This window comes from Lentzea atacamensis (assembly GCF_003269295.1).
GTDB lineage: Bacteria > Actinomycetota > Actinomycetes > Mycobacteriales > Pseudonocardiaceae > Lentzea > Lentzea atacamensis.
The window spans coordinates 1,617,243-1,640,044 of the sequence record NZ_QLTT01000001.1; the positions used below are offsets into that span (position 1 = coordinate 1,617,243).

Sequence of the window (22,802 nt, forward strand, 5' to 3'; positions counted from 1 at the left end):
GATGGTAACGACCCGGAGAATGGCGCCATGACCGAGACCTGGGACCCGTTCGGCACACTGCGCGACGCACTCTGGATCGGCGGGGCGCAATGGGCGGGAAAGTCCACCGTGGCACGCATTCTGGCCAGGCGGCACGGCATCACCGCGTACCACTACGACTACCACGACGCCCGCGCGCACAACGACCGCCGCATCGCCAGCGGTCAGTCGCTACCGGGTTCGCCGGACGACCTGTGGGTGCACGCGTCTCCTCAGGACATGGCGGCGAGCACGCTGGCGGGGTTCCCGGCCCGGTTCGAGTGGGCGCTCGACGACCTGCGCGCGCTCGTGTCCGGCCGGCCGATCCTCGCCGAGGGCTGGGGCCTGCGCCCCGAACTGGTGGCGCCACTCATCGACTCGCCGCGCCGGATGGTCGTCATGGTGCCGACTCCGGAGTTCCGCGAACACCAGGTCCGCGTGCTGCCCCGAGCCGGAGCGATCGGCGCCGAGGTCAGCGACCCCGCGAGGGGCCAGCGGAACCGCCTCGAACGCGACCGTCTCGTCGCCGAGGACGCGGTGCGCAACGCCCACGCACTCGGGATCCGCGTGATCGAGATCGACGGCAACCGTGACGCCGAAGCAGTCGCTGACCTCGTCACCGACCACTTCTCCCCCTACCTGGGGTAGTCAGCCGCGCTTCACCGTGCTCAGGAACGAGTTCCACGCGGCGGCGCCCACCTCGATGTGAACGGCGGGCGCCTTGCTGTCCCGGACACCGATGCCGATGGCCACCTCCACACAAGAGCTTGCGTTCGCGCTGTGGGTGCTCTTGCGCCAGCCGGCCATAGGAATCTCCTCATGTCAGCAGCTGCTTGATCAGCTCCTTCGATTGTTCCGCATCCAGGGCGATCTCATCGAGTGCCTCCACCACGCGCTCGTACGACTTCACGGCGTACGGCGTCTCGATGATGAGGCTCGAGTTCTCGCTCTCCAGGAAGACGACCGGCTCGTACTTGTCGAACGTCAACATGTCGAACGCCCCTGCGAGCCCGGCATGAGCACCGGCGGAGAGCGGGACGATCCGGATCTCGATGTACGACCGCGCGGCCATCTTCAGCAGATGTTCCAGCTGCGCCTCCATCGCCTCGTGACCGCCGATCGGTGACAACAGCACCGATTCATGGATGTAGAAGACGCACTTCAAGCCCTTGCGCAGCACCATCTGCCGCTCAGTGCGGGCGTGCACGCGCTCCTCGATCTCGTCCTCGGGCACGTTCGCACCCGCCGCGATGACGGCCCGCGCGTACTCCGGCAGCTGGATCAGGCCGTGCACCAGCGAAACCTGCCAGCTGATCAGCTTCTTCGCGGTGCGCTCGTGCTCGATCAACGTGCGCGGCCGGATCGGCGTGCACGCCCCGTGCTCCTGCCACCAGCCCTTGAGGTTGGCCTCGTTGAAGAGCGACAGCAGGTGGTCGCGTTCCTTAGGGGGTGTCCGGCAGGTGCCCAGCAACAGCGCGAGCTCCAGCTCGGTGGCGCCTCCCTTGCCGTTCACCAGGTCGGAGAGCTTGGCCTCGTTCCAGCCGACCAGCTCGGCGACCGCACGCGAAGTCATGCCCGTGGCGGCAATGGCCGCGCGCAGCCCGTCACCGAACTCCCGACCCCTTGCAGTGGAGAATCTTTTCGGCATGGCGAGGACGTTAGACCCATTCCCAGGCGGTTCAGAACGTTTGGCCGCAACATAACCCAAAAGGGCGTTAGCTTGGAGGACCTCCAAGTTCCACAATAATTCCGTGAAATTTCGTTGGATGCCCCACGAGGGGCGGCGCCACGCCATCCCCGACGAGCCGGCCAGGGGGCGGCTCGTCGAGACACTATGCGGCAATCCCTTTGTGCCGCAAGAGTTCAGCCTGTGGCGCGACAAGATCTGCTGGCCGACCTGCTGGGACTGCGACGGCGTCTGGCGCGAGAACGAGGGGATCCTGCCATGGCCGCGGAAATCCTGACCGAAGACCTTCTGCGGATATCTCTTCAACGGCTCTCGCGTGAGGTGGTGAAGAGTTATCCACAGTTCGGCGAGATGCTCGCACAAAATATGTTGCGCACGTGCGGCCTGATTCCCGACGTCGAGCGCGCGGAGCACTATCGGCAGCTCGGCACGCTGCTCATCGACCTCGGCAGGCTGTACCTCGCCGAGGCCGACGTGCTGTCGACGGTCGAGATGCCGCCGACTTGAGGGGCGGTCAGTCGAGCTGGTTGCGCGCCAGTGCCTCACGGAAGCCGTCGATGATCGTGCAGAAGAGAAGACCCGCTGGACACCCTGGTCCTTCTTCGCGTGGAGCAACTTCTCCTCACCAGGAGCCGTCCCGCCAGGTTCAGCCCCGGCACGCCGGGCACCGTACGTCGTGCCCGCACCGCACTGCCGAGAGAGAACCCTTCTTGCGTCTCATTCGTTCGTCCGGCAGTGCGGGAGCGCCCGGATCATCCGGTTCTCCTGGGCCGAAACGTCCAAGGCCTGTCGCGCGGACATCACGACCGCGCGGCCGTTCGTGTCGAACTCGTGCGCCAAGGTCGTCAGGGCCTCACCACCGGCGGCCCACGCCGCTGTCCAGGTGAGGCATTCCGCCGCACCGTTGCCACCGCGCTCGACCAGGTCAGTGCCGATCTCGTCGAGCCAGTCCCACGACGTCCCGCCGACACCGGCCAGGAAGGCCTCGTCCCACGTGCGCACCAGCTCGCGGATCGTGCCTTCGGAGCGAGCCCGCTCGTTGACCGACTTGATCCACGCCTGGCGCTCCTCCTCCGTGAGCACCACGCCGGTCTCGGGCTCGCGGAAACCCGGGAGGTCGTGCGCCAGACCGCCCGACCCCACGTACAGCACGCGCTTGTCCGCGAAGAACTCGCCGACGCGGCGTCCCAGCGACGCCGCGCGGCGGAAGGACGCGTGCGGTGGCGACGCGCAGTTGATGAAGACCGGCAGCACGGGCCGGGCGTCGATGGCGCCCAGCAGGTCGCGGGTCGTGTGGCCGAACGCGTGGTCCAGGGCGGCCTCGTACGCGGTCGCGATGTCGAAGTCGTGGGCCACGAGGTTCGCCACCAGGGCGCGGCCCAGGTCGGACGGCACGTCGTAGGTGCCGACGGGGCCCGCGACGTCGCCCTGGGCGGTGGCCGCCAGCACCACCGCGAAGGTGGGGACGACCGCGCGGAAGGCCCGGCGGTGGTCCGTGCCGAAGAAGACGACGAGTTCCGGGTCGAAGGCCGCGACGGCCTCGCGGGCGGTTCCGATCGCCCCGCGGACCGGGCCGTGCGGCGCGCTGGGCAGGGTGATCAGGTGCGAGGCGCAGACCGTTAGGCGATTCTTCACCGGGCCAGTCTAGGTTCCGGGGCGTGACGAGACGTGCACTTGCGGTGATCATCACCGCGGCGCTCCTTGCGCCCGTTTCCCCTGCTCACGCCGACATCACCAGACGCGTCGAGACCGAGCGGACGGAGAGACCCGTCGCTCCCGGCGTCACACTCAGCTCCTTCGACTGGTACGAGCCCGGCGGCTGGATCCGCGGTGACGCGCTCGCCGTCGACCTCACCAAGGGCAAAGTCGGGTACGTCGACCCCGGCAGCGTCACCTGGGCCGCTCCCCTCTCCCAGCAGGCGTCGAGAGCCGTCGCGGCGATCAACGGCGACTTCTTCGACATCAACAACTCCAACGCACCCCAAGGTGTTGGCATCAAGGACGGCCAGCTCAGGAAGTCCGCCAGGGCCGCGCGGTGGGCGTCGACGCGGCCGGCATCGGCAGCGTGATGGAGACCTTCTTCGAGGGCACGCTCAACGGCACGCACAAGCTGACGCAGCTCAACAACGCGAAGATCGACGTGGACGGGATCGGCGTCCTCAACCCGTTGTGGGGCACCTACAGCAGGCCGCGCGCTGTGCAAGGTCCCACCACCACGGCAGAAGTGATCGTCCGCGACGACGTCGTCGAGACCATCGGCGAACCCGGCGACAAACCAGTCCAGGGTTACGCGCTGGTGGGCAGGGACAAGGGCGCGGACGTCCTCAGGCAGCTCAAGCCCGGCGACCGGGTCCACGTCGACTACCAGAGCCGAACCAGCAACGGCAGCGACCCGGCGACAGCCATCGGCGGTCGGCACCTGCTCGTCGAGAACGGCAGGAACGCGCACCCGACGACCCGCCGCACCCGCGCACCGCGGTCGGGTTCTCCGCCGACGGCAAGAAGATGGTGATGCTCACCGTCGACGGGCGGCAGGGCCCGTACCTGCCCGGCCTGAACCTCAGGGACCTCGCCGACGCCATGATCGAGCTCGGTGCGCACAACGCCCTCAACCGCGACGGCGGCGGCTCGTCGACCATGCTCGCCCGCGAACCCGGCACCACCGGGCTCAAGGTGGTCAACACGCCCTCGGACGGCGGTGAGCGCCCGATCCCCAACGGTCTCGCCCTCTACGCGCCGCAAGGCTCCGGCAGGCTCGTCGGGTTCAACGTCGACACGCACGACAAACGCGTCTTCCCCGGCATGACCCGCCGCATGACCGTGCGCGGCTACGACGAGACGTTCGGGCCGGCCACCAACAACGAGCACGTGACGCGCGCGACCGGCGGCTGGGCCATCGGCGACACCTTCCACGCGGCACCGCAGCCGGGACCCGCGTCGTTCACGGCCTTCCGCGGCAGCACGGCCAAGACCGAGAAACTGACCGTCCTGGGCAAGCTCTCCAGGATCGCCCCGGCCAGCTCGCGGATCAGCCTCGGCATGAACGAGCAGAAGCCGTTGCAGATCAACGGTTTCGACGCCAGGAGCTTCAGCGCGAAGATCGAACGGGCCGACCTGGACCTCAGCTACGACCGCCAGATCGTGGAGGTCACGGCAGACCTGCAGATCAGAGCGCTCAGACCCGGCGCGACCACGATCAAGGCCGGAGCACAGGGCAAGGAAACCCAGGTAGCGGTTACGGTCGGCGTGCAGGACGAGCCGATCGCCACCTTTGAGAACGATGTTCCACAGTGGACCTTCGGATCGGCCCGCGCGACCGGTTCCGTGTCCGCCGAACTGAACGGCCACACCGCAACGGGCCTGAAGCCGAGCTACGACTTCACCCGGTCGACCGGCACCCGCACCGCCTACGCCGTCCCGCCGAAGCCGTTGCAGGTCAACGGACAGCCCCTCTCCCTCGCCGCCTGGGTGCACGGCAGCGGCAAGGGCGAGTGGACCGCGTTCACCGTGAAGGACGCGAGCGGCCAGTCGAGATCGCTCTACGGCCCGTACATCACCCGGAACGGCTGGAAACAGCTCGAAGTCGCGGTCCCGCCCGAGCTGAAGTTCCCCGTCGAGGTCACCAGGTTCACCGCGATCGAGACGAAGGCCGACCGCTCGTACCAGGGCGAAGTGATCGTCGACGACATCACCGCACGGGTCCCGCCACCGGTGGCACTCCCGCCCGCACCAGAGCTGCGCGATGACGTGATCGGCCAGGCGAGCGGATGGAAGTTCGCGGTCATGTCCGACGCCCGGTTCGTGGCGAGGAACCCGGACAGCGACCTGGTCAGGTCCGCCCGGCGCACGCTCAGGGAGATCAAGGCGTCCGGCGCCGAGTTCGTAGTGATCAACGGCGACCTGGTCGACGAGGCCTCCCCGGAGGACCTCAAGCTGGCACGACGGGTGCTGACCGAGGAGCTCGGCGACTTCCCCTGGTACTGCGTGCCGGGCAACCACGAGATCATGGGGCCGGGCACGATCGACAACTTCCGCCGCGAGTTCGGTGCCACCCACCGCACCTTCGACCACAAGGGCACCCGTTTCGTGCTGCTCGACTCGTCGACGGAAACGCTGCGAGGCGGCGGCTTCGAGCAGATGGAGATGCTCAGGAACGCACTCCGGACCGCCGAGGGCCAGGCCGTCGTGATGATGCACCACCCGCGGCGCGACCCCTCGCCCGCGCGCACGAGCCAGCTCGCCGACCGGATGGAGGCCGCCTGCTTCGAGCGGCTGCTGTCCGAACGGGACAAGCCCACGGCGTTCACCGGCGGGCACGTCGGCGGCTTCTTCGCGTCCACAGTGGACGGCGTGCCGCACGTGGTCAACGGCAACTCCGGCAAGGCACCGGCCGAGCAGGGTGGGTTCACCGGCTGGACCCTGGTCGGCGTCACCAAGAACAACATCAAGGCGGAGATCCGGCCGCACGTGGACTCGCTGCACGTCCAAGCTCCGGCGAACCTGAGGTTCGGCAGTCCGGAAAAGGTTGCGGCGACGTTGAAACAAGGTGCGCGGACGCTGCCGGTGAAGTACCCGATGAGCGCGGTGTGGGCGGGATCACCCGGCCTGCACGTGGGCGATTCGTCCGGTGTCCGGCCGTGGCACGTGGCGTGGCTCGACCCGGTTGCAGGCCTGCTGACCGCGATCAGGCCTGGTCAAATCACGATCTCGGTCACGGTGAACGGAGTGACGCGCAGCACCGGAGTACGCGTCAGCCCGGTCTGAGTGAGTGCGATGTCGGGCGGTGGGGGAAGATACTGCCCATGACCACCGCCGACAACGGTTTCGCCGACCTGGGGCTGCGGCCCGACATCCTCACCGCACTCACCACGCTGGGCTACGAGGAGCCGACGCCGATCCAGAGCGAAGCGATCCCGCCGCTGCTCGCGGGCAACGACCTGCTCGGGCAGGCCGCCACGGGCACGGGCAAGACGGCGGCGTTCGCGCTCCCGCTGCTCGAACGCATCGCCGACCGGATCGGCAAGGGCGAGAAGCCTCTCGCCCTCGTGCTCGCGCCGACCCGTGAACTGGCGGTGCAGGTGTGCGAGGCCGTGCACCGCTACGGCCGGCACATGGGCGCGCGCGTGCTGCCGATCTACGGCGGCCAGCCCATCGGCCGCCAGCTGCGCGAGCTGTCCCGCGGCGTCGACGTGGTGGTCGCGACCCCGGGCCGCGCGATCGACCACCTGCAGCGCGGCACGCTGCAGCTCGGCGACCTGCAGATCGTCGTCCTCGACGAGGCCGACGAGATGCTCGACATGGGCTTCGCGGAGGACATCGACGCGATCCTCGCCGAGGCTCCCGCCGACCGGCAGACCGTGCTGTTCTCGGCCACGATGCCGCCGCGCATCGACCGCATGGCCAAGAGCCACCTGCGCGAGCCGGTGCTGATCCAGATCGAGCGCGAGAAGACCGAGCCGGGCGAGGCCCCGCGCGTCCGGCAGACCGCGTACCTGGTGCGTCGTGACCACAAGCCCGCCGCGCTCGGCCGTGTGCTGGACGTCGAGGCGCCCACCGCCGCCGTCGTCTTCTGCCGCACCCGCGACGAGGTCGACCAGCTCACCGAGACGCTGAACGGCCGCGGCTACCGCGCCGAGTCCCTGCACGGCGGCATCAGCCAGGAGCAGCGCGACCGCGTGATGGCCCGTCTGCGCGGCGGCACCGCCGACCTGCTGGTCGCCACCGACGTCGCGGCCCGCGGCCTCGACATCGAGCAGCTCACGCACGTCGTCAACTACAACGTGCCGTCCGCCCCCGAGGCGTACACGCACCGCATCGGCCGCGTGGGCCGCGCCGGCCGCGAGGGCGTCGCGATCACCCTGGTCGAGCCGCGCGAGAACTCGATGCTCAAGACGATCGAGCGCGTCACCAAGACCAAGATCCCGATGGAGAAGGTCCCGACGGTCGCCGACCTGAGGGCACGGCAGCTGGAGCTGACCCGCTCGTCGCTCCAGGAGTCGCTGATGGAGGACGACCTCTCCCGGTTCCGCGTCGTCGTCGAGACCCTGGCCGACGAGTTCGACGTCATGGACATCGCGCTCGCCGCCGTGAAGCTCGCCCACGAGGCCTCGGGTGCCGCCGCCGACGAGGAGGAGATCCCCGAGGTCCGCCCGCGCGAGGACCGTCCCCGCCGCGACGGTGCCCCCGCCGGGCCGCGCCGTGAGCGCCGTGGCCCGTCCGAGGGCATGACGAGGCTGTTCCTGGGCGCGGGCCGCTCGTCCGGCATCCGCCCGCAGGACATCGTCGGCGCCATCACCGGCGAGACGAAGCTGAAGGGCCGCGAGATCGGCGCGATCGAGATCGCGGACCGCTTCTCGCTGGTCGAGGTGCCGGGCGCGGCCGCGAACGACGTGATCGAGTCGCTGCGGGACGCGACGATCAAGGGCAAGCGCGTCACGGTCCGCCGGGAGCGTCAGCCCCGCTAGTGCGGTGAGTTCGGATCCGGGCCCCGGCTGCACAGCCGGGGCCCGCTTTCGTCCCCACCGGGCTTCGAACCGTCGGGCGCCAGGGCTTGCGCGCCTCGATCAGGAACCGCGTCGAGGTGCAGGCGAACTCCCCGTGCTCCTGGATGTGCTCGTGCATGTCCAAAAGCCGGTCCCGATACTTCTCCACCGTGAACCCCGGCACGGTCCACAGCACCTTGCGCAGGAAGTGCACGACCGCGCCGACGTCGAAGAACGCCACGCGCAGCGCCACGGACTCCAGCTGCAGCACCTCCAGCCCTGCCGCCTCTGCCTCGGCGCGCGCCCGCTCGGTGGCGCGAGCGTCGCCGACCGGCTGCGGCCCCATCATGAACTCGGTGAGCCCGCGGTTCGTGCCCTCGCCGATCTGCTGCGAGAAGCAGGTCCCGCCGGGCTTGAGCACCCGCGCGATCTCCGCCCACGGCGTCACTACCGGGTGCCGGCTGATGACCAGTTCGAACATCTCGTCGTGGAACGGCAGCGGGCCCTCGTCCGCCGCCTGGACGACGAACGCCTCCGGCAGGTTCCGGGCCGCCACGCGGGCGTTGGGCGGCCACGACTCGGTGGCGGCCAGCAGCGGCGGCTTCACGGGTGCGGAGGCGGTGACCTCGCCGCCGCCGGTCTGCAGGTCCAGCGCCGACGACACGGCCGCCAGCCTCGACGCGATCTGCGACGCGTAGCCCCACGGCGGGCGTTCCTCGGTGGCGCGGCCGTCGAACCAGGAGAAGTCCCAGCCCTCCAGCGGTACCGCGTCCCCCTCTGCCACCAGGTCTTCGAAGGTCCCCATGGCTCGACATGCCACCACAAGCGCTGAGAACGGGCCACCGAAAATGGCGGCACCTGCCTCCGGCCGCGAGACGCCGCGTCCTTCTTCGTCTCGCGCACAGCGAGGCAGGTGCCGCAGGGAGTTACAACGACCAGATGGCCGCTGGGTTACGCCCGCAGGCGGTAAGCCCGCACGACCGTTTGGTCGACCGTGTTGCCGTCGGTGTCCTCAGCCACCACGCGTAGCGACACGTAACCCCCAGGAGCCCCACCAGGGGGCACGATGGACTTCACCGGGACCCAGTTGACACCGTCGTCGAACGACGCGTAGGCGCGAAGTTCACGAATGGTGGCCTTGCCGGCCCCGGATTGACGCGACGCGGTGAACTTCACCGGCATCGGCGCACCGGCCTTCCAGCTGTTGCGGAGGTCGACGGGCAGCGTGTGGTCGACCTCCAGCAACGGCAGCCTGCCGCTCGCAGCACCGGAGAACTCCCAGGTCGTCCGCACGTTCTTCGACAACGCCGGCGTGTCGCGAGCCGCGTTCAGCGTCAGCTGGTAGCGACCGTCCTTCGCCGCGGCGGGAAGTGAGCCTTGCCGGTAGTCGACGATGCCCACCACCTCGTTGTTGTGCCGCAGTTCGACCGAGCCGTAGCCGCTGTTTCGCCAGTTCTCCACCCACGTGGAGCCACCGAACGGGGAGATCCGCACGCTGATCATGTCGCCGGCCCTGTCGACGCCGCCACCCAGCGACCAGGTCACGGCCGACGGACGGCCGAAGCGGGGTGAGGCGACCGCGCGGTGGTTGGACCGCTCGTACTTCTTGCCCGGTGCGTAGGTGACCGCCTTGAGGTCCGCCCAGGACGTGGCGCCTTCGAAGCCCTCGTGGAACCAGCCGACGCCGTTGCCCGCCGAGTAGTACTCGGTGCGCTGCACCGGACCCGTGAGGTCCTCGTCCAGGGCGCCGATGCTCAGCTTCGGCTCACCGTTCACCACCGGGTAGTTCCGTTGGCCGACATGGCCGTCCGGACCCGACGTGTGGTAGCGCGCCTTGACCTCGGCGAGCTCGGAGTGGCGGATCTGCCGCGTTCCGGCCGGCAACGCACCCTTGTCCTGCACGTACAGGGTGTAGGACACCGGCGATCCCGCGATGGCGCGCAACGTCAGCCGCGACGGCGTGACCGTCACGTGGTGTTCCGCCACCGCGATCACCGGGATCACCGACCGCTCGTTGGCCGGGAACGGCACAGGGCCTGCCCACAACACGGCGACCGCGTCCGCCTGCTGCATCTCACGAGCGACGTCGAGCGGGCTCTCCTCACCGGACGTGCGCACCAGCGCCAGCTTGCCTCGCACGTCGGTGCCGCGTTCAGCCACGTCGAGCGCGTGATCGCCCGGCTTCAGGTACGTGCTGCTTTCCCAGTACAGCACCGGGAACCCGCCCACGACCGAGATCAGCGGCTGCCCGCCCTTGAGGCTCGACTCGTAGGTCAGCTCCGGCAGCGCCGCGCCGAACGACAGGCCGTACAACGGCACCCGGCCGTCGATGATGCTGGCGACACCGTTGATCCGGCCCGGCTTCCACGGCACGCGCAGGTCGGCGTGGCGGTACCACACCTCGGACTTGTCATCGGGCAGCTGGACGCTGATCTGCTCGCCCTGCCTGGCGTCCAGCGTCACCGTCGTGTCCGCGGTCACCGACACGCGACCGGCCACCTCGGTCGCCGACACCGGGGTGAACCAGGCGTAGTTCGCCGTCTTCTCGTCGATCCGGCCGAGCACCGCGTAGTCCCCCACGCCGATGCGCGCCGTGCCGACGCCGTCGGTGATCTCCATGATCGATGCTTCCTGCGTGGCCATGTTGACCAGCACCACGAACTCGTCGGGGACCGGCTTGCCGTCGCGGCCGGTCATCGACAGCGTCAACGTGCGGCGCTCCTCCTGCACGTACGCACCGACCGAAGTGGTCAGCGAGACGCCGCCGCCGGAAGCCTTGATGTGCCCGAAGAACGTGCCGTTGCCCTTGCGCGGGTCCAGCACCACGTCGACCGCCGCCGTGCCACCGGCGGGAACCGTCACCGCGGCCGGAACCGTGAAGTCGGCGCCGAGATCGTGCTGCAGCGCCAGGGACACAGATTCCGAACCCGAGTTCGAGTAGGTGATCGTCTTCGTGAACGTCTTGGTGTGCGGCCACTCCAGCAACCCGAACGACAGGCTGCCGACGTCCGCGCGCACCTGCTGCGACACCGCGCGGCCCACGTCCAGCAGGCCGCTGCCGGCCTTCGCGGGCGTGTCCGCGACGGGCTTCACCGTCGCCATCAGGTGCGCCTTGAGCTCGGCTGCGGTCCAGGAGGGGTTGCGCTGAGCCAGGATCGCCGCGGCGCCGGCGACGTGCGGCGCCGCCATCGACGTGCCGGTCAGTTTCGCGTGCAGGTCGTCGACGTAGTACTCCCACAGCGTTCCCGCCGCCCGCGCGGCCACGATGTCCGTACCCGGCGCCGCGATGTCCGGCTTGACCGCGAAGTCCCTGTACCGAGGCCCCTGCGACGACCACTCGTTCACCGTGCCGGACTTGGTCAGGTTCGCCACCGCCAGCACCGCGTCGGCGGCCGCCGGTCCGCCGACCTTGACGCGGTCACCCGAGTTGCCCGCCGCCGCCACGAACAGGACACCGGTCTCGGCCGTGAGCTCGTTCGCCTTGACCGACATCGGGTCGGTGCCGTCGGACGCCATCTGGCTGCCGAGGCTCATGTTGACGACCTTGGCCCCGGCCTCGCGCGCGGCCCAGTCCATGCCGGCCAGGATGGCGCTTTCCTCGCACCAGTCGGCCTCGCAGACCCGGCCGACCGCGAGCTTCGCGCCCTTCGCCACACCGGAGTACTTGTCACTGCGCCCGGCGATCGTCGCGGCGACGTGCGTGCCGTGGCCGATGTCGTCCTGGATGCCGGCGGGCGTGAAGTCCTTCGAGACCGCCACGACGCCCGCGAGCTCGGGGTGGTTCTGGTCGTAGCCGGTGTCGAGCACGGCGACGGTCACGCCGGTGCCGTCGAACCCGGACTGCCAGGCTGCGGGCGCGCCGACCATCGGCACGCTCTCGTCCAGCGAGATCTTCGCCTTGCCGTTCAGCCAGAGCTTTCCGGCACTGCGCGCGGTGGCCCGCTGCTTCCACCGTTGCTCGGCTTCCTTCTTCGGCACCGCCGCTGCCGCGCGCAACCGGTTGTCCAGCACCGGGATCCGGTCGATCTTGTCGTCGGTGTAGCCGAACGAGTGCAGCGCCGTGACGTCGAAGAAGCGCTTGTCCACGCGATCCTGCCCAACCGCGTCGACGGCGTCCGCCGGCACCACGTACTGGTGGCCGTCCCGCACGTACTGGGCGAACCGCATGCCGGGCCGCCCCTCGACCCCGAGCAGTTCTCCCCGCTCGTTCACGACCACCTTGTCACCGCTGATCAGCGTGATGGTGCTGGTCGTCCCCAGTTGAGCTCTGGTTGGTTCCGCCTGTGCCGTCGCCACCGGGCTGAGCAGCCCGGCGGCGAGGACGGCGATCATCAAACAGCGCGCTCGGCGCACCTGTCCTCCCCTGGATGTGAACCTCTCACCCCAGGAGACTCAAGACGTTCGGAAAAGGTTGCTCGGGTCACGCACCGCGGTAGGTGCCGAAGCTCCAGCGGTTGCCCTCGGGATCGGCGACGGTGAAGCCGCGCGACCCGTAGTCCTCGTCGCGCAGCCCGCGGATCTCCGTCGCCCCGCGCGCCATGCACCGCGCGTGGATCTCGTCGGGCCGGTCGGTCACCACGTAGACGGACCCGGCGCCGGCCGCGGTCGCCTCGACCTCACCGACCGAACGCACGGTGGAGCCGAGCATCACTCCGCCGCCCTCCGGCCAGACCATCTCGCAGTGCACGACCTCGCCCTCGGCTTCACCGGGCACGACGAGGTGCTCGGAGAACCCGAACGCCTCCACGAGGAAGCGGATCGCGGCGGGGGCGTCCTGATAGGACAACGTGGGCCAACAGGTAGGTGAAAGTGTGGTCATGGCTACCACTCTGCGACGCCGGACGCCTCACTGCCTTGTACGAATGGAAGCTCTGCCGCCATCCACTCGGTCGGGGTGGCTCCGCACAACGCCCGCCAGTCCCGGTTGAAGTGCGCCTGGTCGGTGTAGCCGCAGGCAGCGGCCACCTCGGTCAGCGTCGGCCGCCGCTGCCCGCGCAGCATCCGGTTCGCCCGCTCGAACCGCATGACGCGGCCCATGACCTTGGGTGTCAGCCCGTACTCCGCAGCGAACCGCGCGCTCAGGTGCTGCCTGCTCCACCCGACCTCGGCGGCGATCTCCCCGACCGTCGCCCCCGCCGCGAGCCGCTGCCACGCCCACGCGACCTCGACCTGCTGCTTCACGGGCCGCAGCAACCGTCCCAGCACGAGGTCGAGCTGAGCGAACCGGTCCCGCCACGTCGTCGCGGTCTGCAGCCGTTCGCGCAGCTCACCGGCCGGCGCGTCCAGCGTGTCCAGCCCCACGGTGGTCGCCGCCAGCTCGCCGGCGGGCAGTCCGAAGAACGCCCGCGCGCCCAACGGCGTGAGGTCGCACTGGACGCCGTGCTGGAAGCCGTCGTGGGTGATGATCACGGCCTCGTCGTGCAGGCCGCCGCACAGCGCGGCGAACCTGCCCTGGTCGAGGTCGACCGTGCCGTCCACGGTGACGACGAGGGTCAGCGAACGCGACGGCAGGCCGCGGTGGATGCCGGGTTCCGACCGCAGCCGATACCCGGAGTACCGCGTCACGAACGGCCGCAGCCTCGGGTGCGGCGCACCGACGACGTGCTCGACGTCCACGTCCTCGATGCTAGTGCCGTGGCAGTCGGTTCTGCCCCCGTGTTCGGCGGTCAGACGGCCGCATCGTGGTGCCGCTGAGCGTCGAACACGCGGCGAAGGCTGGCTGTCGCGGCACTAGAACAACTCGCCGAGCACTAGCAGCCCAGCGCCCACCGGCACCAGATCGGCGCCGTACGACGTGACGCTCACGTCCAGCCCGGGCATCGCGCGCAGGTACAGCTCGGGGGACTCCAGCACCTTCCGTCCACTCAGGACGATCTGGTCCAGGTCCAGCAGCTGCACCAGGTTCTGCACGGCGGCCGCGAGCACCCGAGCCGCCTGCTCACCGCTCGCAACGGCGTGCACGGCCTCAACGCACCCGCGCCGCCCGCACACGCACAGCGGCCCGTCCAGCTGGATCGTGGTGTGCCCGAGCTCGCCCGCACCCGACCGCGCGCCCCGGTGCACCTCTCCGCCGAGCAGCAGCCCGACACCCAGACCGGTGCCGACGAGCACGAGAGCGGCGTCCTCCATCGGTCTCCGCCAGGCCTCGGCCAGCATCGCGGCGTTGGTGTCCTTGTCCACGACGACCGGCAGCCCGAGTCGTTCCTCCGCCAGCGCCCGCAACGGAACACCGGACCAGCCGGGCAGACCGTTCGGGGACACGACCCCGTCGCGGGAGTTCAGCGGACCGGCGATCCCGATGCCGAGCCCGAGCACCTTCTCATCGGCCGAGATCAGCGGCTCCAACACCTCCAGCACGTCGGAAGGCGTGAACATCGGCGCCAGCGGCACGACGGACGCCGACACGACCTCACCGGTCAGGTCAAGCCGCACCACCCGCAGCTCGTCCCGGTCGACGTACGCCCCGTACGCGAACGCCCCGCCGGCGGCCAGCTGGAGCGACATCCGCGGCTTGCCACGGCCGCCGTCGCGGACCGCACCGGTCTCCTCCAGCAGCCCGGCCGAGATGAGCCGCGCCACGATCTTCGACACCGCCTGCGGGGTCAGCCCGGCTTCGGCGGCGATGGAAGCCCTGCTCAGGGCACCTGACCGAACGAGGCGGAGCACCGTCCGGTCGTTGTGCGAACGCAGTGAGGTGAGGTCCACATAGCAATTATGCAACAGCGTTGTTTTAATCGGGGCATGACACGAGTCGGACTGCTGGGCTACGGCATCGCGGGACGGGTCTTCCACGCCCCGCTCATCTCCTCGACCGAGGGCATGGATCTCGTCGCCATCGTCACGGCGAACCCGGAGCGGCAGGCGCACGCCCGTACCGCGTACCCGGACGCCAAGATCGTGACCACCGACGAGCTGTTCGAGCTGGACCTCGACCTGATCGTCGTCGGCACCCCGAACCGCACGCACGTCGAGTACGCGCGGCGAGCCATCGCCAAGGGTGTCGCGGTCGTCGTCGACAAGCCGTTCGCGCCCACCAGCGCCGAGGCGAACGATCTCGTGACCGCGGCCAGGGCGAAGGGCGTGCCGCTCACGGTCTTCCAGAACCGCCGCTGGGACAGCGACTTCCTCACCGTTCGCAAGATCATCGGCCAACTGGGCGAAGTTCGGCGGTTCGAGTCTCGATATGAGCGCTGGGTGCCGGAGATCTGGGACAACTGGCGCGAGTTCGGCGCGCCGGAGGAGGCCGGTGGCCTGCTCTACGACCTCGGTGCGCACCTCGTCGACCAGGCGGTGCAGCTCTTCGGCCCGGTCTCGAACGTCTACGCGGAGCTGGACCTGCGCAGGCCCGGCGTGCAGGTGGACGACGACGTGTTCGTGGCGCTGACGCACGACAACGGCGTCCGGTCCCACCTGTGGGCCAGCGCGCACGCCGCCCACCACGGGCCGCGGTTCCGCGTGCTCGGCAGCGAGGGCGCGTTCGTGATCAGCGGCCTGGACGAGCAGGAGGACGCGCTCGACGCCGGTCGCCGACCGACCGACGCCAACTGGGGTTACGAGACCCGCAGCGGCCAGCTCGGCGTCCTCGGCCAGACGGTCGAGGTGCCCGTCGAGCTCGGCGCGTACGAACACTTCTACGCCGAGCTGCAGGCCGGCCGCATCCCCGTCGACCCCGCGGGGAGCGTGTACGCGCTCGAGGTCATCGAGGCCGCCTTCACCTCCGCGCGCGAGAACCGGGTGGTGACCCTGTGACCACGAGCGAAGAGCTCCTCGCCCAGGAGCGGCGCCTGCAGTTCACCCGCTTCGGCAACGACGTCGCGATCGACCTCGGCCTGCACCTGCTCGCCGCGGCCCGTGAACAGGGCCTGCCGATCGCGATCTCGGTGCAGCGCAACGGGCACAAGCTCTTCCACGCCTCGCTGCCCGGCACCGCGCCGAACAACGACAGGTGGCTGGAGCGCAAGGCCCGCGTGGTCGACCTGTTCGGCCACAGCTCGTTCTACGTGGGCACCTCGTTCCGCGAGAAGGGCACGACGTTCGAGGCGGAGTCGCGGCTCGACCCGGACCTGTACGCGGCGCACGGCGGCGTCTTCCCGGTCATCGTCCGCGGCACCGGCCCGGTCGGCACCGTCGGCGTGTCCGGGCTGCCGCAGGCCGAGGACCACGCGTTCGTCGTCACTCAGTTGGAATCGTTTCTGAACTCGCGCGACGCGCAATAGCACGAATAGTCCTTGGTACAAAATACCGACACCAGTCCGGAGTGGCACCAAGAGGCGCAATGTTGTATTGGTACACATCACTTCGAGTGGCTTCACATCCACTCGGGGTGGTGTTGTATAGCATCCGAACTTGCCTCACCCGTGCGAACAAAAGGGTGATCCCACTGGGCCAAACGAGTGCCCTATTCCACCCATTTACGAATAGAGGCGGGGTCACCCTTCTGCCGATGCGGAGGCAGTTGCGCGGGCCATCAGTTGTACGCTCCGTAGCATCCACAGGCGTAAGGCACCCGCCCGAATGTCGCCTTGTTGGCCCCTTCACAGCTCTCAATTGCGCGAACTAACGTCCGTTTCGGCGTATCGGATTGGTCCATTAGCGCATTGAGATAGGTGGGTGTGGGTTGTGACTGTGACGGATTCTGACCTCAATGAGGGCCGTCAGCAGCTGAGTTTGGGTACGGCCGCCGCTCGTAATCTGGCCACGACCACCAAGTCCGTCCCGCAGATGCAGGGAATCACTTCCCGCTGGCTGCTCAAGGTGCTGCCCTGGGTCCAGGCCGCAGGTGGCGCTTATCGCGTCAACCGCCGTCTCACCTACACGTTGGGCGATGGTCGCGTCTCGTTCACGAACATCGGCGCGGACATCCGCGTCGTACCGGCCGAGCTCACCGAGCTGTCGCTGCTGAAGGGCTTCGACGACGAGGCGGTCCTCGCCGCGCTCGCCGGCCGATTCCAGCAGCAGGAGTTCGGCATCGGCGACCTCATCGTCGAGAAGGGCCGTCCGAAGGACACCGTCGTGCTGATCGCGCACGGCAAGGTCGACAAGATCGGCACCGGTGAGTACGGCGGCGAGACCGTGCTCGGCAACGTGGCCGACGGCGAGTACTTCGGCGAGACCGTGCTGGCCGGGCCGCAGGACGAGTGGGAGTACACCGCCAAGGCCGTCACCCCGGTCACCGTCCTCACGCTGTCCTGGGACGACTTCCAGGCCCTCAACGGCGAGGCCGGCGGCCTGCGCGCCCACATCCAGCAGGCCTACAACAACCGCAACAAGCCGCAGAACGACTTCGGCGAGGCCGCGATCGACATGGCCGCCGGCCACGACGGCGAGCCGGTGCTGCCCGGCACGTTCGTCGACTACGAACTCTCGCCGCGCGAGTACGAGCTGAGCGTCGCGCAGACCGTGCTGCAGGTCCACACCCGTGTCGCGGACCTCTACAACAACCCGATGGACCAGGTCGAGCAGCAGTTGCGGCTCACGATCGAGGCCCTGCGCGAACGCCAGGAGCACGAGATCGTCAACAACCGGTCGTTCGGCCTGCTGCACAACGCGGACCTCAAGCAGCGCATCCACACCCGCACCGGCCCGCCCACGCCCGACGACTTCGACGAGCTCCTGTCGATCGTGTGGAAGGACCCCGGCTACTTCCTCGCCCACCCGCGCACGATCGCGGCGTTCGGCCGCGAGCTGAACAAGCGCGGCGTCTACCCGCAGCACATCGACTTCCACGGCCAGCAGGTGCCGGCGTGGCGCGGCATCCCGGTGCTGCCGTGCAACAAGATCCCGATCTCGGACACCCGCACGTCGTCGGTGATGCTGATCCGCACCGGCGAGCAGAACCAGGGCGTCATCGGCCTGCACCAGACCGGCATCCCGGACGAGTACCAGCCGGGCCTCTCGGTGCGGTTCATGGGCATCAACGACCAGGCGATCATCAACTACCTGGTCAGCGCCTACTACTCGGCCGCGATCATGGTGCCCGACGCGATCGGTGTCCTCGAGCACGTCGAGCTCGGTCGCGAGGGCTAGACGTTGGCGTCCTTCACCATGCCGGAGTTCTACGTGCCGCACCCGGCACGGATGAACCCCCACCTCGAACGTGCCCGCGTCCACTCGACACAGTGGGCGCGGGACATGGGGATGCTCGACACCGGGGTGTGGACTCCGGAGATCCTCGCGGGCGACGACTACGGGTTCATGTGCGCGTGGACCCACCCGGACGCGCCCGCGGAGATCCTCGACCTCATCACGGACTGGTACGTCTGGGTGTTCTACTTCGACGACGAGTTCTTTGCGGAGTTCAAACAGAACACGGACGTTGCGGGAGCCAAGGCGTACCTCGACCGGCTGCCCGCGTTCATGCCCATCAACGGCACCGATCCGTCACCGGAGCCGCGGAACCCGACCGAGCGCGGGCTCGTCGACCTCTGGCAGCGGACCATCCCGCTGATGTCGGAGGACTGGCGGCGCCGGTTCACCACGAGCACCCACAACCTGCTGCTCGAGTGCATGTGGGAAATCAAGAACATGGCGACCGGCACCGTCGCCAACCCCATCGAGTACATCGAGATGCGCCGCAAGGTCGGCGGCGCGCCCTGGTCGGCGAACCTCGTGGAGGTCTCGGAAGCCGCCGAGGTGCCCGCGTCGATCGCGGGCACGCGGCCGTTGCGGGTGCTCTCCGACACGTTCTCCGACGCCATCCATCTGCGCAACGACATCTTCTCGTACGAGCGGGAGGTACAGCGCGAGGGCGAGAACTCCAACGGCGTCCTCGTGTTCGAGAAGTTCTTCGGCCACGACACGCAGACCGCGGTCGAGGCGGTGAACACCCTGCTGACCTCGCGGCTGCACCAGTTCGAGAACACGGTCTTCACGGAGCTGCCGCTGCTGTTCTCCGAGCACGGCGTCGACCCGCTGGAGCAGGCTCGGGTGCTCAAGTACGTGAAGGGCCTGCAGGACTGGCAGTCCGGCGGGCACGAGTGGCACCTGCACGCCGGCCGCTACACCAAGACCGACTCGGGTGCCGGCAACAGCGCGTTCTTCCGCACGATCCTGCGCGGGCCGACCGGCCTGGGCACGTCCGCCGCGTGGCTGGGGGTGGCTCGTGGTTGAGGTTCCTGTGTTCGACATGCCTTTCGCGGCACGGCTTTCGCCGCACGTCGACCGCGTCCGCGAGCACACCAGGGCGTGGGTGCGGGACATGGGGATGCTGAACGGCGCGCCGTGGACCGAGGCGTTCTACGACGCGGCGGACTACGGCGGTTTCGCGCCGCTGACGCATCCGACGGCGTCGCTGGACGACCTGAAGCACATCAGCGACTGGCACACGTGGGGCTTCTACGTGAGCGACGCGTTCCGGGACGGCTTCCTCCGCACGCGCAACGTCGTGGGCGGCAAGGCTTTCGTCGCCCGGCTCAAGTCGGTGCTGACCGGGTCCGCTCCGGCGCTGCACCCCGCGGAGAAAGGCCTGGCCGACCTGGTCTCCCGGTCCACTTTGGACGCGGAGGATCAGGAGCACCTCGCCGAGTACCTGGACGCCCTGCTGTGGGAGCTGCACAACACCGCCCAGGGCAGAGTGCCCGACCCGATCGACCTCGTGGAGATGCGGCGCCGGTCGATCGCCACGGACCTGTCCGCGAAGCTGGCGCGCAAGTCGGTCGCCGCCGAGCTGCCCGCGGAGTTGTTGCGCAACAGCACGATGCGGGCGCTCGTCGACTCGTTCGGTGACGTTCCGGCGCTGCGCCAGGAGATCGTCGGGTTCGGCCACACCTACGCCACCGGTGCCAGCACCACCAGCGCGGTGCTGGCCGTGCAGCAGTTCTTCGAGTGTGAACCGCAGCAGGCGGCCGACGTGGTCGCCGACCTGATCGCCGCGCGGCTGCGGCAGATCTGCTCGATCATCGGCGACCTGCCGTCCATCGCGGCCGAGTACGACCTCGGCACGGAGGCGCAGGCCGCACTGCAGCGGTACGTCGAGGCGCTCAAGTCGTGGCTCGCCGGTGAGCTGCTCTGGACGCAGAGATCCCGCAGGTTCAGCTTCTCCCCCACCTCCACCCGAAGGTCGTTCCACTCCCCCACCGGGCTCGGCACCGCCGCAGCCCTCGTTCGCTAGTTCCACTTCCGCTGAAGCAGATTGGCGTGATTCGCAGTGACTGTTACCGATCCGGGTCTTGGGGTCGAGGACCAGCAGCTGAGCCTTTCCACCGCCGCAGCCCGCAACCTCGCGACGACCACCAAGTCCGCGCCGCAGATGCAGGGCATCTCGCCCCGGTGGTTGCTGCGCATGCTGCCGTGGGTCGAGACCAAGGGCGGCGCGTTCCGGGTCAACCGGCGCCTGAGCTACGCCGTCGGTGATGGTCGTGTCACGTTCACGAGCGTCGGTTCCGAGGTGCGGGTCGTGCCGCAGGAGCTGTGCGAGTTCCCGCTGCTGCGCGGATTCGACGACGAGGCCGCGCTCACCGCGCTCGCCAACCGCTTCGAGCAGCGCGAGTACGAGCCGGGCGACGTGATCGCGGAACGCGGCGACCCCGCCGACTCGATCGTCGTCATCGCGCACGGCAAGGTCACCAAGACCGGTCGCGGCGAGTACGGCGACGAGGTGGCGCTGGGCACCATCGCGGACGGTGAGCACTTCGGTGACAACGAGATCCTCGCCGGGGTCGAGGGAACGTGGGAGTTCACCGCGCGTGCGTTGACGCCGACGACCGTCGTGGTGCTGTCACGGGCGACGTTCAACCAGCTCAACGGGCAGATCGAGCCCTTGCGCGAGCACATCGCGCAGCAGCTGGCGAGCCCGGCCGGAGCGGCGAACAAGCACGGTGAGGCGGAGATCCGTCTCGCGTCCGGCCACGACGGCGAACCCGTGCTGCCCGGCACGTTCGTGGACTACGAGCTGCGGCCGCGCGAGTACGAGCTCTCGGTGGCGCAGACGATCCTGCGCGTTCACACGCGCGTCGCCGACCTCTACAGCCAGCCGATGGACCAGGTCGAGCACCAGTTGCGGCTGACGATCGAAGCGCTGCGCGAGCGGCAGGAGTTCGAGCTCGTCAACAACAAGGAGTTCGGCCTCCTCGCCAACGCCGACCTCAAGCAGCGGGTCAGCACCGGCTCCGGCCCGGTCACGCCGGACGACATGGACGAGCTGATCTCGCGGCGGCGCAACACCCGGCTGATCCTGGCGCACCCCAAGGCGATCGCGGCGTTCGGCCGGCAGCTGTCGGCCCGCGGGCTCTACGCGCCGACGGTCGAGGTCGAGGGCAAGCAGCTGCAGTCGTGGCGCGGCATCCCGATCGCGCCGTGCGACAAGATCCCGGTCAACAAGAACGGCACCACGTCGATCCTCGCGATGCGGCTGGGCGAGGAGAAGCAGGGCGTCGTCGGCCTGCGCCAGACCGGCATCCCGGACGAGTACGAGCCCGGCCTGAACGTGCGGTTCATGGGCATCGACGAGCACGCGATGCTCAAGTACCTGGTGTCGACGTACTACTCGGCCGCCGTGCTGGTGCCGGACGCCCTGGGCGTGCTGGAGAACGTGGAGATCGGTCTCTAGTCATGACCGCAGAGTTCTTTGGGGAAATGACCGAACCCCTCGCGGCCGGAAGACCAGCCGGCGAGGTGCTCGCGTGGAGCCGGGGCCTCGTGCTCCCGGCTCTGCGCAAGGCAGTCGAACAGCTGCCCCCGTCGATGCGCACGATCGCGGAATACCACCACGGGTGGCGCGACGAGTACGGCAACCCGGTGCTGGAGAACGGCGGCAAGGCCATCCGCCCGGCGTTGGTGCTGCTGGCGGCCGAGGCCGTCGGAGGCGACGCCTCCCGCGCCGTCCCGGCGGCGGTGGCGGTGGAGTTGATCCACAACTTCTCGCTGCTGCACGACGACGTGATGGACAGCGACACGACCCGCCGCCACCGTGCCACGGCGTGGACCGTGTTCGGTGTCAACGCGGCGATACTCGCCGGCGACGCGCTGCAGGCGCTGGCGGTGGACGTGCTCGCGGCGTCCGGGCATCCGCGCATTCTGGAGGCGATCCGGACGCTGGGTGACGCCGTGGTGTCGTTGCTCGACGGCCAGGCGTTCGATCTCGACTTCGAGACGCGTGCCGACGTGGCGGTGTCCGAAGTGGAGCAGATGGCGCGGGGCAAGACGGGCGCTCTGCTCGGTGCCTCAACGGCTTTGGGCGCGTTGTACGGCGGCGGCACGGACGAGCAGGTCGAAGCGATGCGCGGCTACGGCGCCGAACTGGGTCTCGCGTTCCAGCACGTGGACGACCTGCTCGGCATCTGGGGCGACCCGGCGGTGACCGGCAAGGCCGCGCACTCGGACCTGGCCAACCGCAAGAAGTCCCTGCCCGTCGTGCACGCGCTGACCGCCGGAGTTCCGGCGTCGGCGGAGCTGGCGACGCTCTACTTCGGCTCGCAGGAGATGAACGCCGAGACGCTGGCGCGGGCGGCTTCCCTGGTCGACGCGGCCGGTGGCCGGGCGTGGAGCCAGCAGCAGGCCGACGAGCTGCACACGCGGGCACTGCTCCATCTCGGCGAGGCCTCCCCGACCGCACGTGCGGCGGTGGAGCTCGGCACCCTCGCTCAACTGGTCACCCACCGAGACCACTGAAGGGGCAC

Annotated in this window: 22 protein-coding genes; 14 read left to right on the plus strand and 8 right to left on the minus strand. The window is 69.2% G+C overall.

What is annotated here, in order from left to right; all coding sequences use genetic code 11:
- Nucleotides 1-27: 27 nt before the first annotated feature.
- Nucleotides 28-666, plus strand: coding sequence for a hypothetical protein (locus tag C8D87_RS07675; protein ID WP_112226031.1), 639 nt, complete (start codon nt 28-30; stop codon nt 664-666).
- Here the strand turns inward: C8D87_RS07675 and C8D87_RS07680 are convergent, their stop codons facing one another.
- Both C8D87_RS07680 and C8D87_RS07685 read right to left on the minus strand, forming a co-directional pair.
- Complete coding sequence (locus C8D87_RS07680; protein ID WP_109635778.1) at nt 667-825, minus strand: DUF397 domain-containing protein; 159 nt, start codon at nt 823-825, stop codon at nt 667-669.
- Between the two features lie 10 nt (nt 826-835).
- The gene (locus C8D87_RS07685) at nt 836-1,666 is read right to left on the minus strand and encodes a helix-turn-helix domain-containing protein (RefSeq protein WP_170166343.1); all 831 of its coding nucleotides are present in this window, start codon (nt 1,664-1,666) and stop codon (nt 836-838) included.
- A 118-nt stretch (nt 1,667-1,784) separates the two neighbouring features.
- Between C8D87_RS07685 and C8D87_RS07690 the strand changes: the two genes are divergently transcribed.
- Together C8D87_RS07690 and C8D87_RS45050 are read left to right on the plus strand one after the other, a co-directional pair.
- Nucleotides 1,785-1,982 (plus strand): zinc finger protein, encoded by a 198-nt coding sequence (locus C8D87_RS07690; RefSeq protein WP_109635772.1) that lies wholly within the window; start codon nt 1,785-1,787, stop codon nt 1,980-1,982.
- A complete protein-coding gene (locus C8D87_RS45050) occupies nt 1,964-2,212 on the plus strand; it encodes a hypothetical protein (protein ID WP_146771649.1) in 249 nt (82 codons plus the stop codon). Before C8D87_RS07690 ends, C8D87_RS45050 begins: the two co-directional genes overlap by 19 nt.
- Before the next feature lie 210 nt (nt 2,213-2,422).
- Here C8D87_RS45050 and C8D87_RS07695 read toward each other — a convergent pair whose 3' ends face one another.
- On the minus strand, nt 2,423-3,340 hold the full coding sequence (locus C8D87_RS07695) for a DODA-type extradiol aromatic ring-opening family dioxygenase (protein ID WP_112226033.1): 918 nt from the start codon (nt 3,338-3,340) through the stop codon (nt 2,423-2,425).
- A 23-nt stretch (nt 3,341-3,363) separates the two neighbouring features.
- On the opposite strand from C8D87_RS07695, the gene C8D87_RS45740 reads away from it, so the two are divergent.
- From C8D87_RS45740 to C8D87_RS07705, 4 genes are read left to right on the plus strand one after another with little or no spacing between them, the layout of a single operon-like run.
- Nucleotides 3,364-3,774 (plus strand): hypothetical protein, encoded by a 411-nt coding sequence (locus C8D87_RS45740; RefSeq protein ID WP_170166344.1) that lies wholly within the window; start codon nt 3,364-3,366, stop codon nt 3,772-3,774.
- Complete coding sequence (locus C8D87_RS47480) at nt 3,741-4,217, plus strand: hypothetical protein (protein ID WP_233441962.1); 477 nt, start codon at nt 3,741-3,743, stop codon at nt 4,215-4,217. The genes C8D87_RS45740 and C8D87_RS47480 overlap by 34 nt, the downstream gene beginning before the upstream one ends.
- Entirely contained in the window at nt 4,217-6,469 is a 2,253-nt protein-coding gene (locus tag C8D87_RS07700) for a phosphodiester glycosidase family protein (RefSeq protein WP_233441963.1), read from the plus strand. Before C8D87_RS47480 ends, C8D87_RS07700 begins: the two co-directional genes overlap by 1 nt.
- A 38-nt stretch (nt 6,470-6,507) precedes the next feature.
- On the plus strand, nt 6,508-8,169 hold the full coding sequence (locus C8D87_RS07705; protein ID WP_109635762.1) for a DEAD/DEAH box helicase: 1,662 nt from the start codon (nt 6,508-6,510) through the stop codon (nt 8,167-8,169).
- On the opposite strand, the gene C8D87_RS07710 is transcribed toward C8D87_RS07705, so the two are convergent.
- The 5 genes from C8D87_RS07710 to C8D87_RS07730 form a co-directional block, all read right to left on the minus strand.
- Nucleotides 8,138-8,992, minus strand: a complete 855-nt coding sequence (locus tag C8D87_RS07710) for a methyltransferase domain-containing protein (RefSeq protein WP_112226035.1) — start codon at nt 8,990-8,992, stop codon at nt 8,138-8,140. The genes C8D87_RS07705 and C8D87_RS07710 overlap by 32 nt on opposite strands.
- Nucleotides 8,993-9,138: 146 nt before the next feature.
- Entirely contained in the window at nt 9,139-12,540 is a 3,402-nt protein-coding gene (locus C8D87_RS07715; protein WP_146771650.1) for a S8 family serine peptidase, read from the minus strand.
- Nucleotides 12,541-12,607: 67 nt separating this feature from the next.
- Entirely contained in the window at nt 12,608-13,006 is a 399-nt protein-coding gene (locus C8D87_RS07720; RefSeq protein WP_112226037.1) for a VOC family protein, read from the minus strand.
- A gap of 2 nt (nt 13,007-13,008) precedes the next feature.
- Entirely contained in the window at nt 13,009-13,803 is a 795-nt protein-coding gene (locus tag C8D87_RS07725) for a helix-turn-helix domain-containing protein (RefSeq protein ID WP_112226038.1), read from the minus strand.
- Nucleotides 13,804-13,917: 114 nt separating this feature from the next.
- Nucleotides 13,918-14,892, minus strand: a complete 975-nt coding sequence (locus C8D87_RS07730) for an ROK family transcriptional regulator (protein ID WP_112226039.1) — start codon at nt 14,890-14,892, stop codon at nt 13,918-13,920.
- 36 nt (nt 14,893-14,928) lie between these two features.
- Here C8D87_RS07730 and C8D87_RS07735 point away from each other — a divergent pair, with 36 nt between their 5' ends.
- The 7 genes from C8D87_RS07735 (at nt 14,929) to C8D87_RS07765 (ending at nt 22,794) form a co-directional block, all read left to right on the plus strand.
- Complete coding sequence (locus tag C8D87_RS07735) at nt 14,929-15,936, plus strand: Gfo/Idh/MocA family protein (RefSeq protein WP_112226040.1); 1,008 nt, start codon at nt 14,929-14,931, stop codon at nt 15,934-15,936.
- On the plus strand, nt 15,933-16,403 hold the full coding sequence (locus C8D87_RS07740) for a heme-degrading domain-containing protein (RefSeq protein ID WP_112226041.1): 471 nt from the start codon (nt 15,933-15,935) through the stop codon (nt 16,401-16,403). The genes C8D87_RS07735 and C8D87_RS07740 overlap by 4 nt, the downstream gene beginning before the upstream one ends.
- A 403-nt stretch (nt 16,404-16,806) precedes the next feature.
- A complete protein-coding gene (locus C8D87_RS07745; RefSeq protein ID WP_215732210.1) occupies nt 16,807-18,213 on the plus strand; it encodes a family 2B encapsulin nanocompartment shell protein in 1,407 nt (468 codons plus the stop codon).
- A gap of 3 nt (nt 18,214-18,216) precedes the next feature.
- Complete coding sequence (locus C8D87_RS07750; RefSeq protein ID WP_112226043.1) at nt 18,217-19,296, plus strand: terpene synthase family protein; 1,080 nt, start codon at nt 18,217-18,219, stop codon at nt 19,294-19,296.
- The gene (locus C8D87_RS07755; protein WP_146771651.1) at nt 19,289-20,296 is read left to right on the plus strand and encodes a terpene synthase family protein; all 1,008 of its coding nucleotides are present in this window, start codon (nt 19,289-19,291) and stop codon (nt 20,294-20,296) included. The genes C8D87_RS07750 and C8D87_RS07755 overlap by 8 nt, the downstream gene beginning before the upstream one ends.
- Nucleotides 20,297-20,332: 36 nt before the next feature.
- Complete coding sequence (locus C8D87_RS07760; RefSeq protein ID WP_211337267.1) at nt 20,333-21,733, plus strand: family 2B encapsulin nanocompartment shell protein; 1,401 nt, start codon at nt 20,333-20,335, stop codon at nt 21,731-21,733.
- A 26-nt stretch (nt 21,734-21,759) separates the two neighbouring features.
- Nucleotides 21,760-22,794, plus strand: coding sequence for a family 2 encapsulin nanocompartment cargo protein polyprenyl transferase (locus tag C8D87_RS07765; protein WP_112226045.1), 1,035 nt, complete (start codon nt 21,760-21,762; stop codon nt 22,792-22,794).
- Nucleotides 22,795-22,802: the final 8 nt, after the last annotated feature.

Excerpts from the sequence above, each read along its gene's own strand:
- C8D87_RS07675 (WP_112226031.1), top strand. The coding sequence starts at position 28 with ATGACCGAGACCTGGGACCCGTTCGGCACACTGCGCGACGCACTCTGG.
- C8D87_RS07680 (WP_109635778.1), bottom strand. The coding sequence starts at position 825 with ATGGCCGGCTGGCGCAAGAGCACCCACAGCGCGAACGCAAGCTCTTGT.
- C8D87_RS07685 (WP_170166343.1), bottom strand. The coding sequence starts at position 1,666 with ATGCCGAAAAGATTCTCCACTGCAAGGGGTCGGGAGTTCGGTGACGGG.
- C8D87_RS07690 (WP_109635772.1), top strand. The coding sequence starts at position 1,785 with ATGCCCCACGAGGGGCGGCGCCACGCCATCCCCGACGAGCCGGCCAGG.
- C8D87_RS45050 (WP_146771649.1), top strand. The coding sequence starts at position 1,964 with ATGGCCGCGGAAATCCTGACCGAAGACCTTCTGCGGATATCTCTTCAA.
- C8D87_RS07700 (WP_233441963.1), top strand. The coding sequence starts at position 4,217 with ATGCTCACCGTCGACGGGCGGCAGGGCCCGTACCTGCCCGGCCTGAAC.
- C8D87_RS07705 (WP_109635762.1), top strand. The coding sequence starts at position 6,508 with ATGACCACCGCCGACAACGGTTTCGCCGACCTGGGGCTGCGGCCCGAC.
- C8D87_RS07710 (WP_112226035.1), bottom strand. The coding sequence starts at position 8,992 with ATGGGGACCTTCGAAGACCTGGTGGCAGAGGGGGACGCGGTACCGCTG.
- C8D87_RS07720 (WP_112226037.1), bottom strand. The coding sequence starts at position 13,006 with ATGACCACACTTTCACCTACCTGTTGGCCCACGTTGTCCTATCAGGAC.
- C8D87_RS07735 (WP_112226040.1), top strand. The coding sequence starts at position 14,929 with ATGACACGAGTCGGACTGCTGGGCTACGGCATCGCGGGACGGGTCTTC.
- C8D87_RS07765 (WP_112226045.1), top strand. The coding sequence starts at position 21,760 with ATGACCGAACCCCTCGCGGCCGGAAGACCAGCCGGCGAGGTGCTCGCG.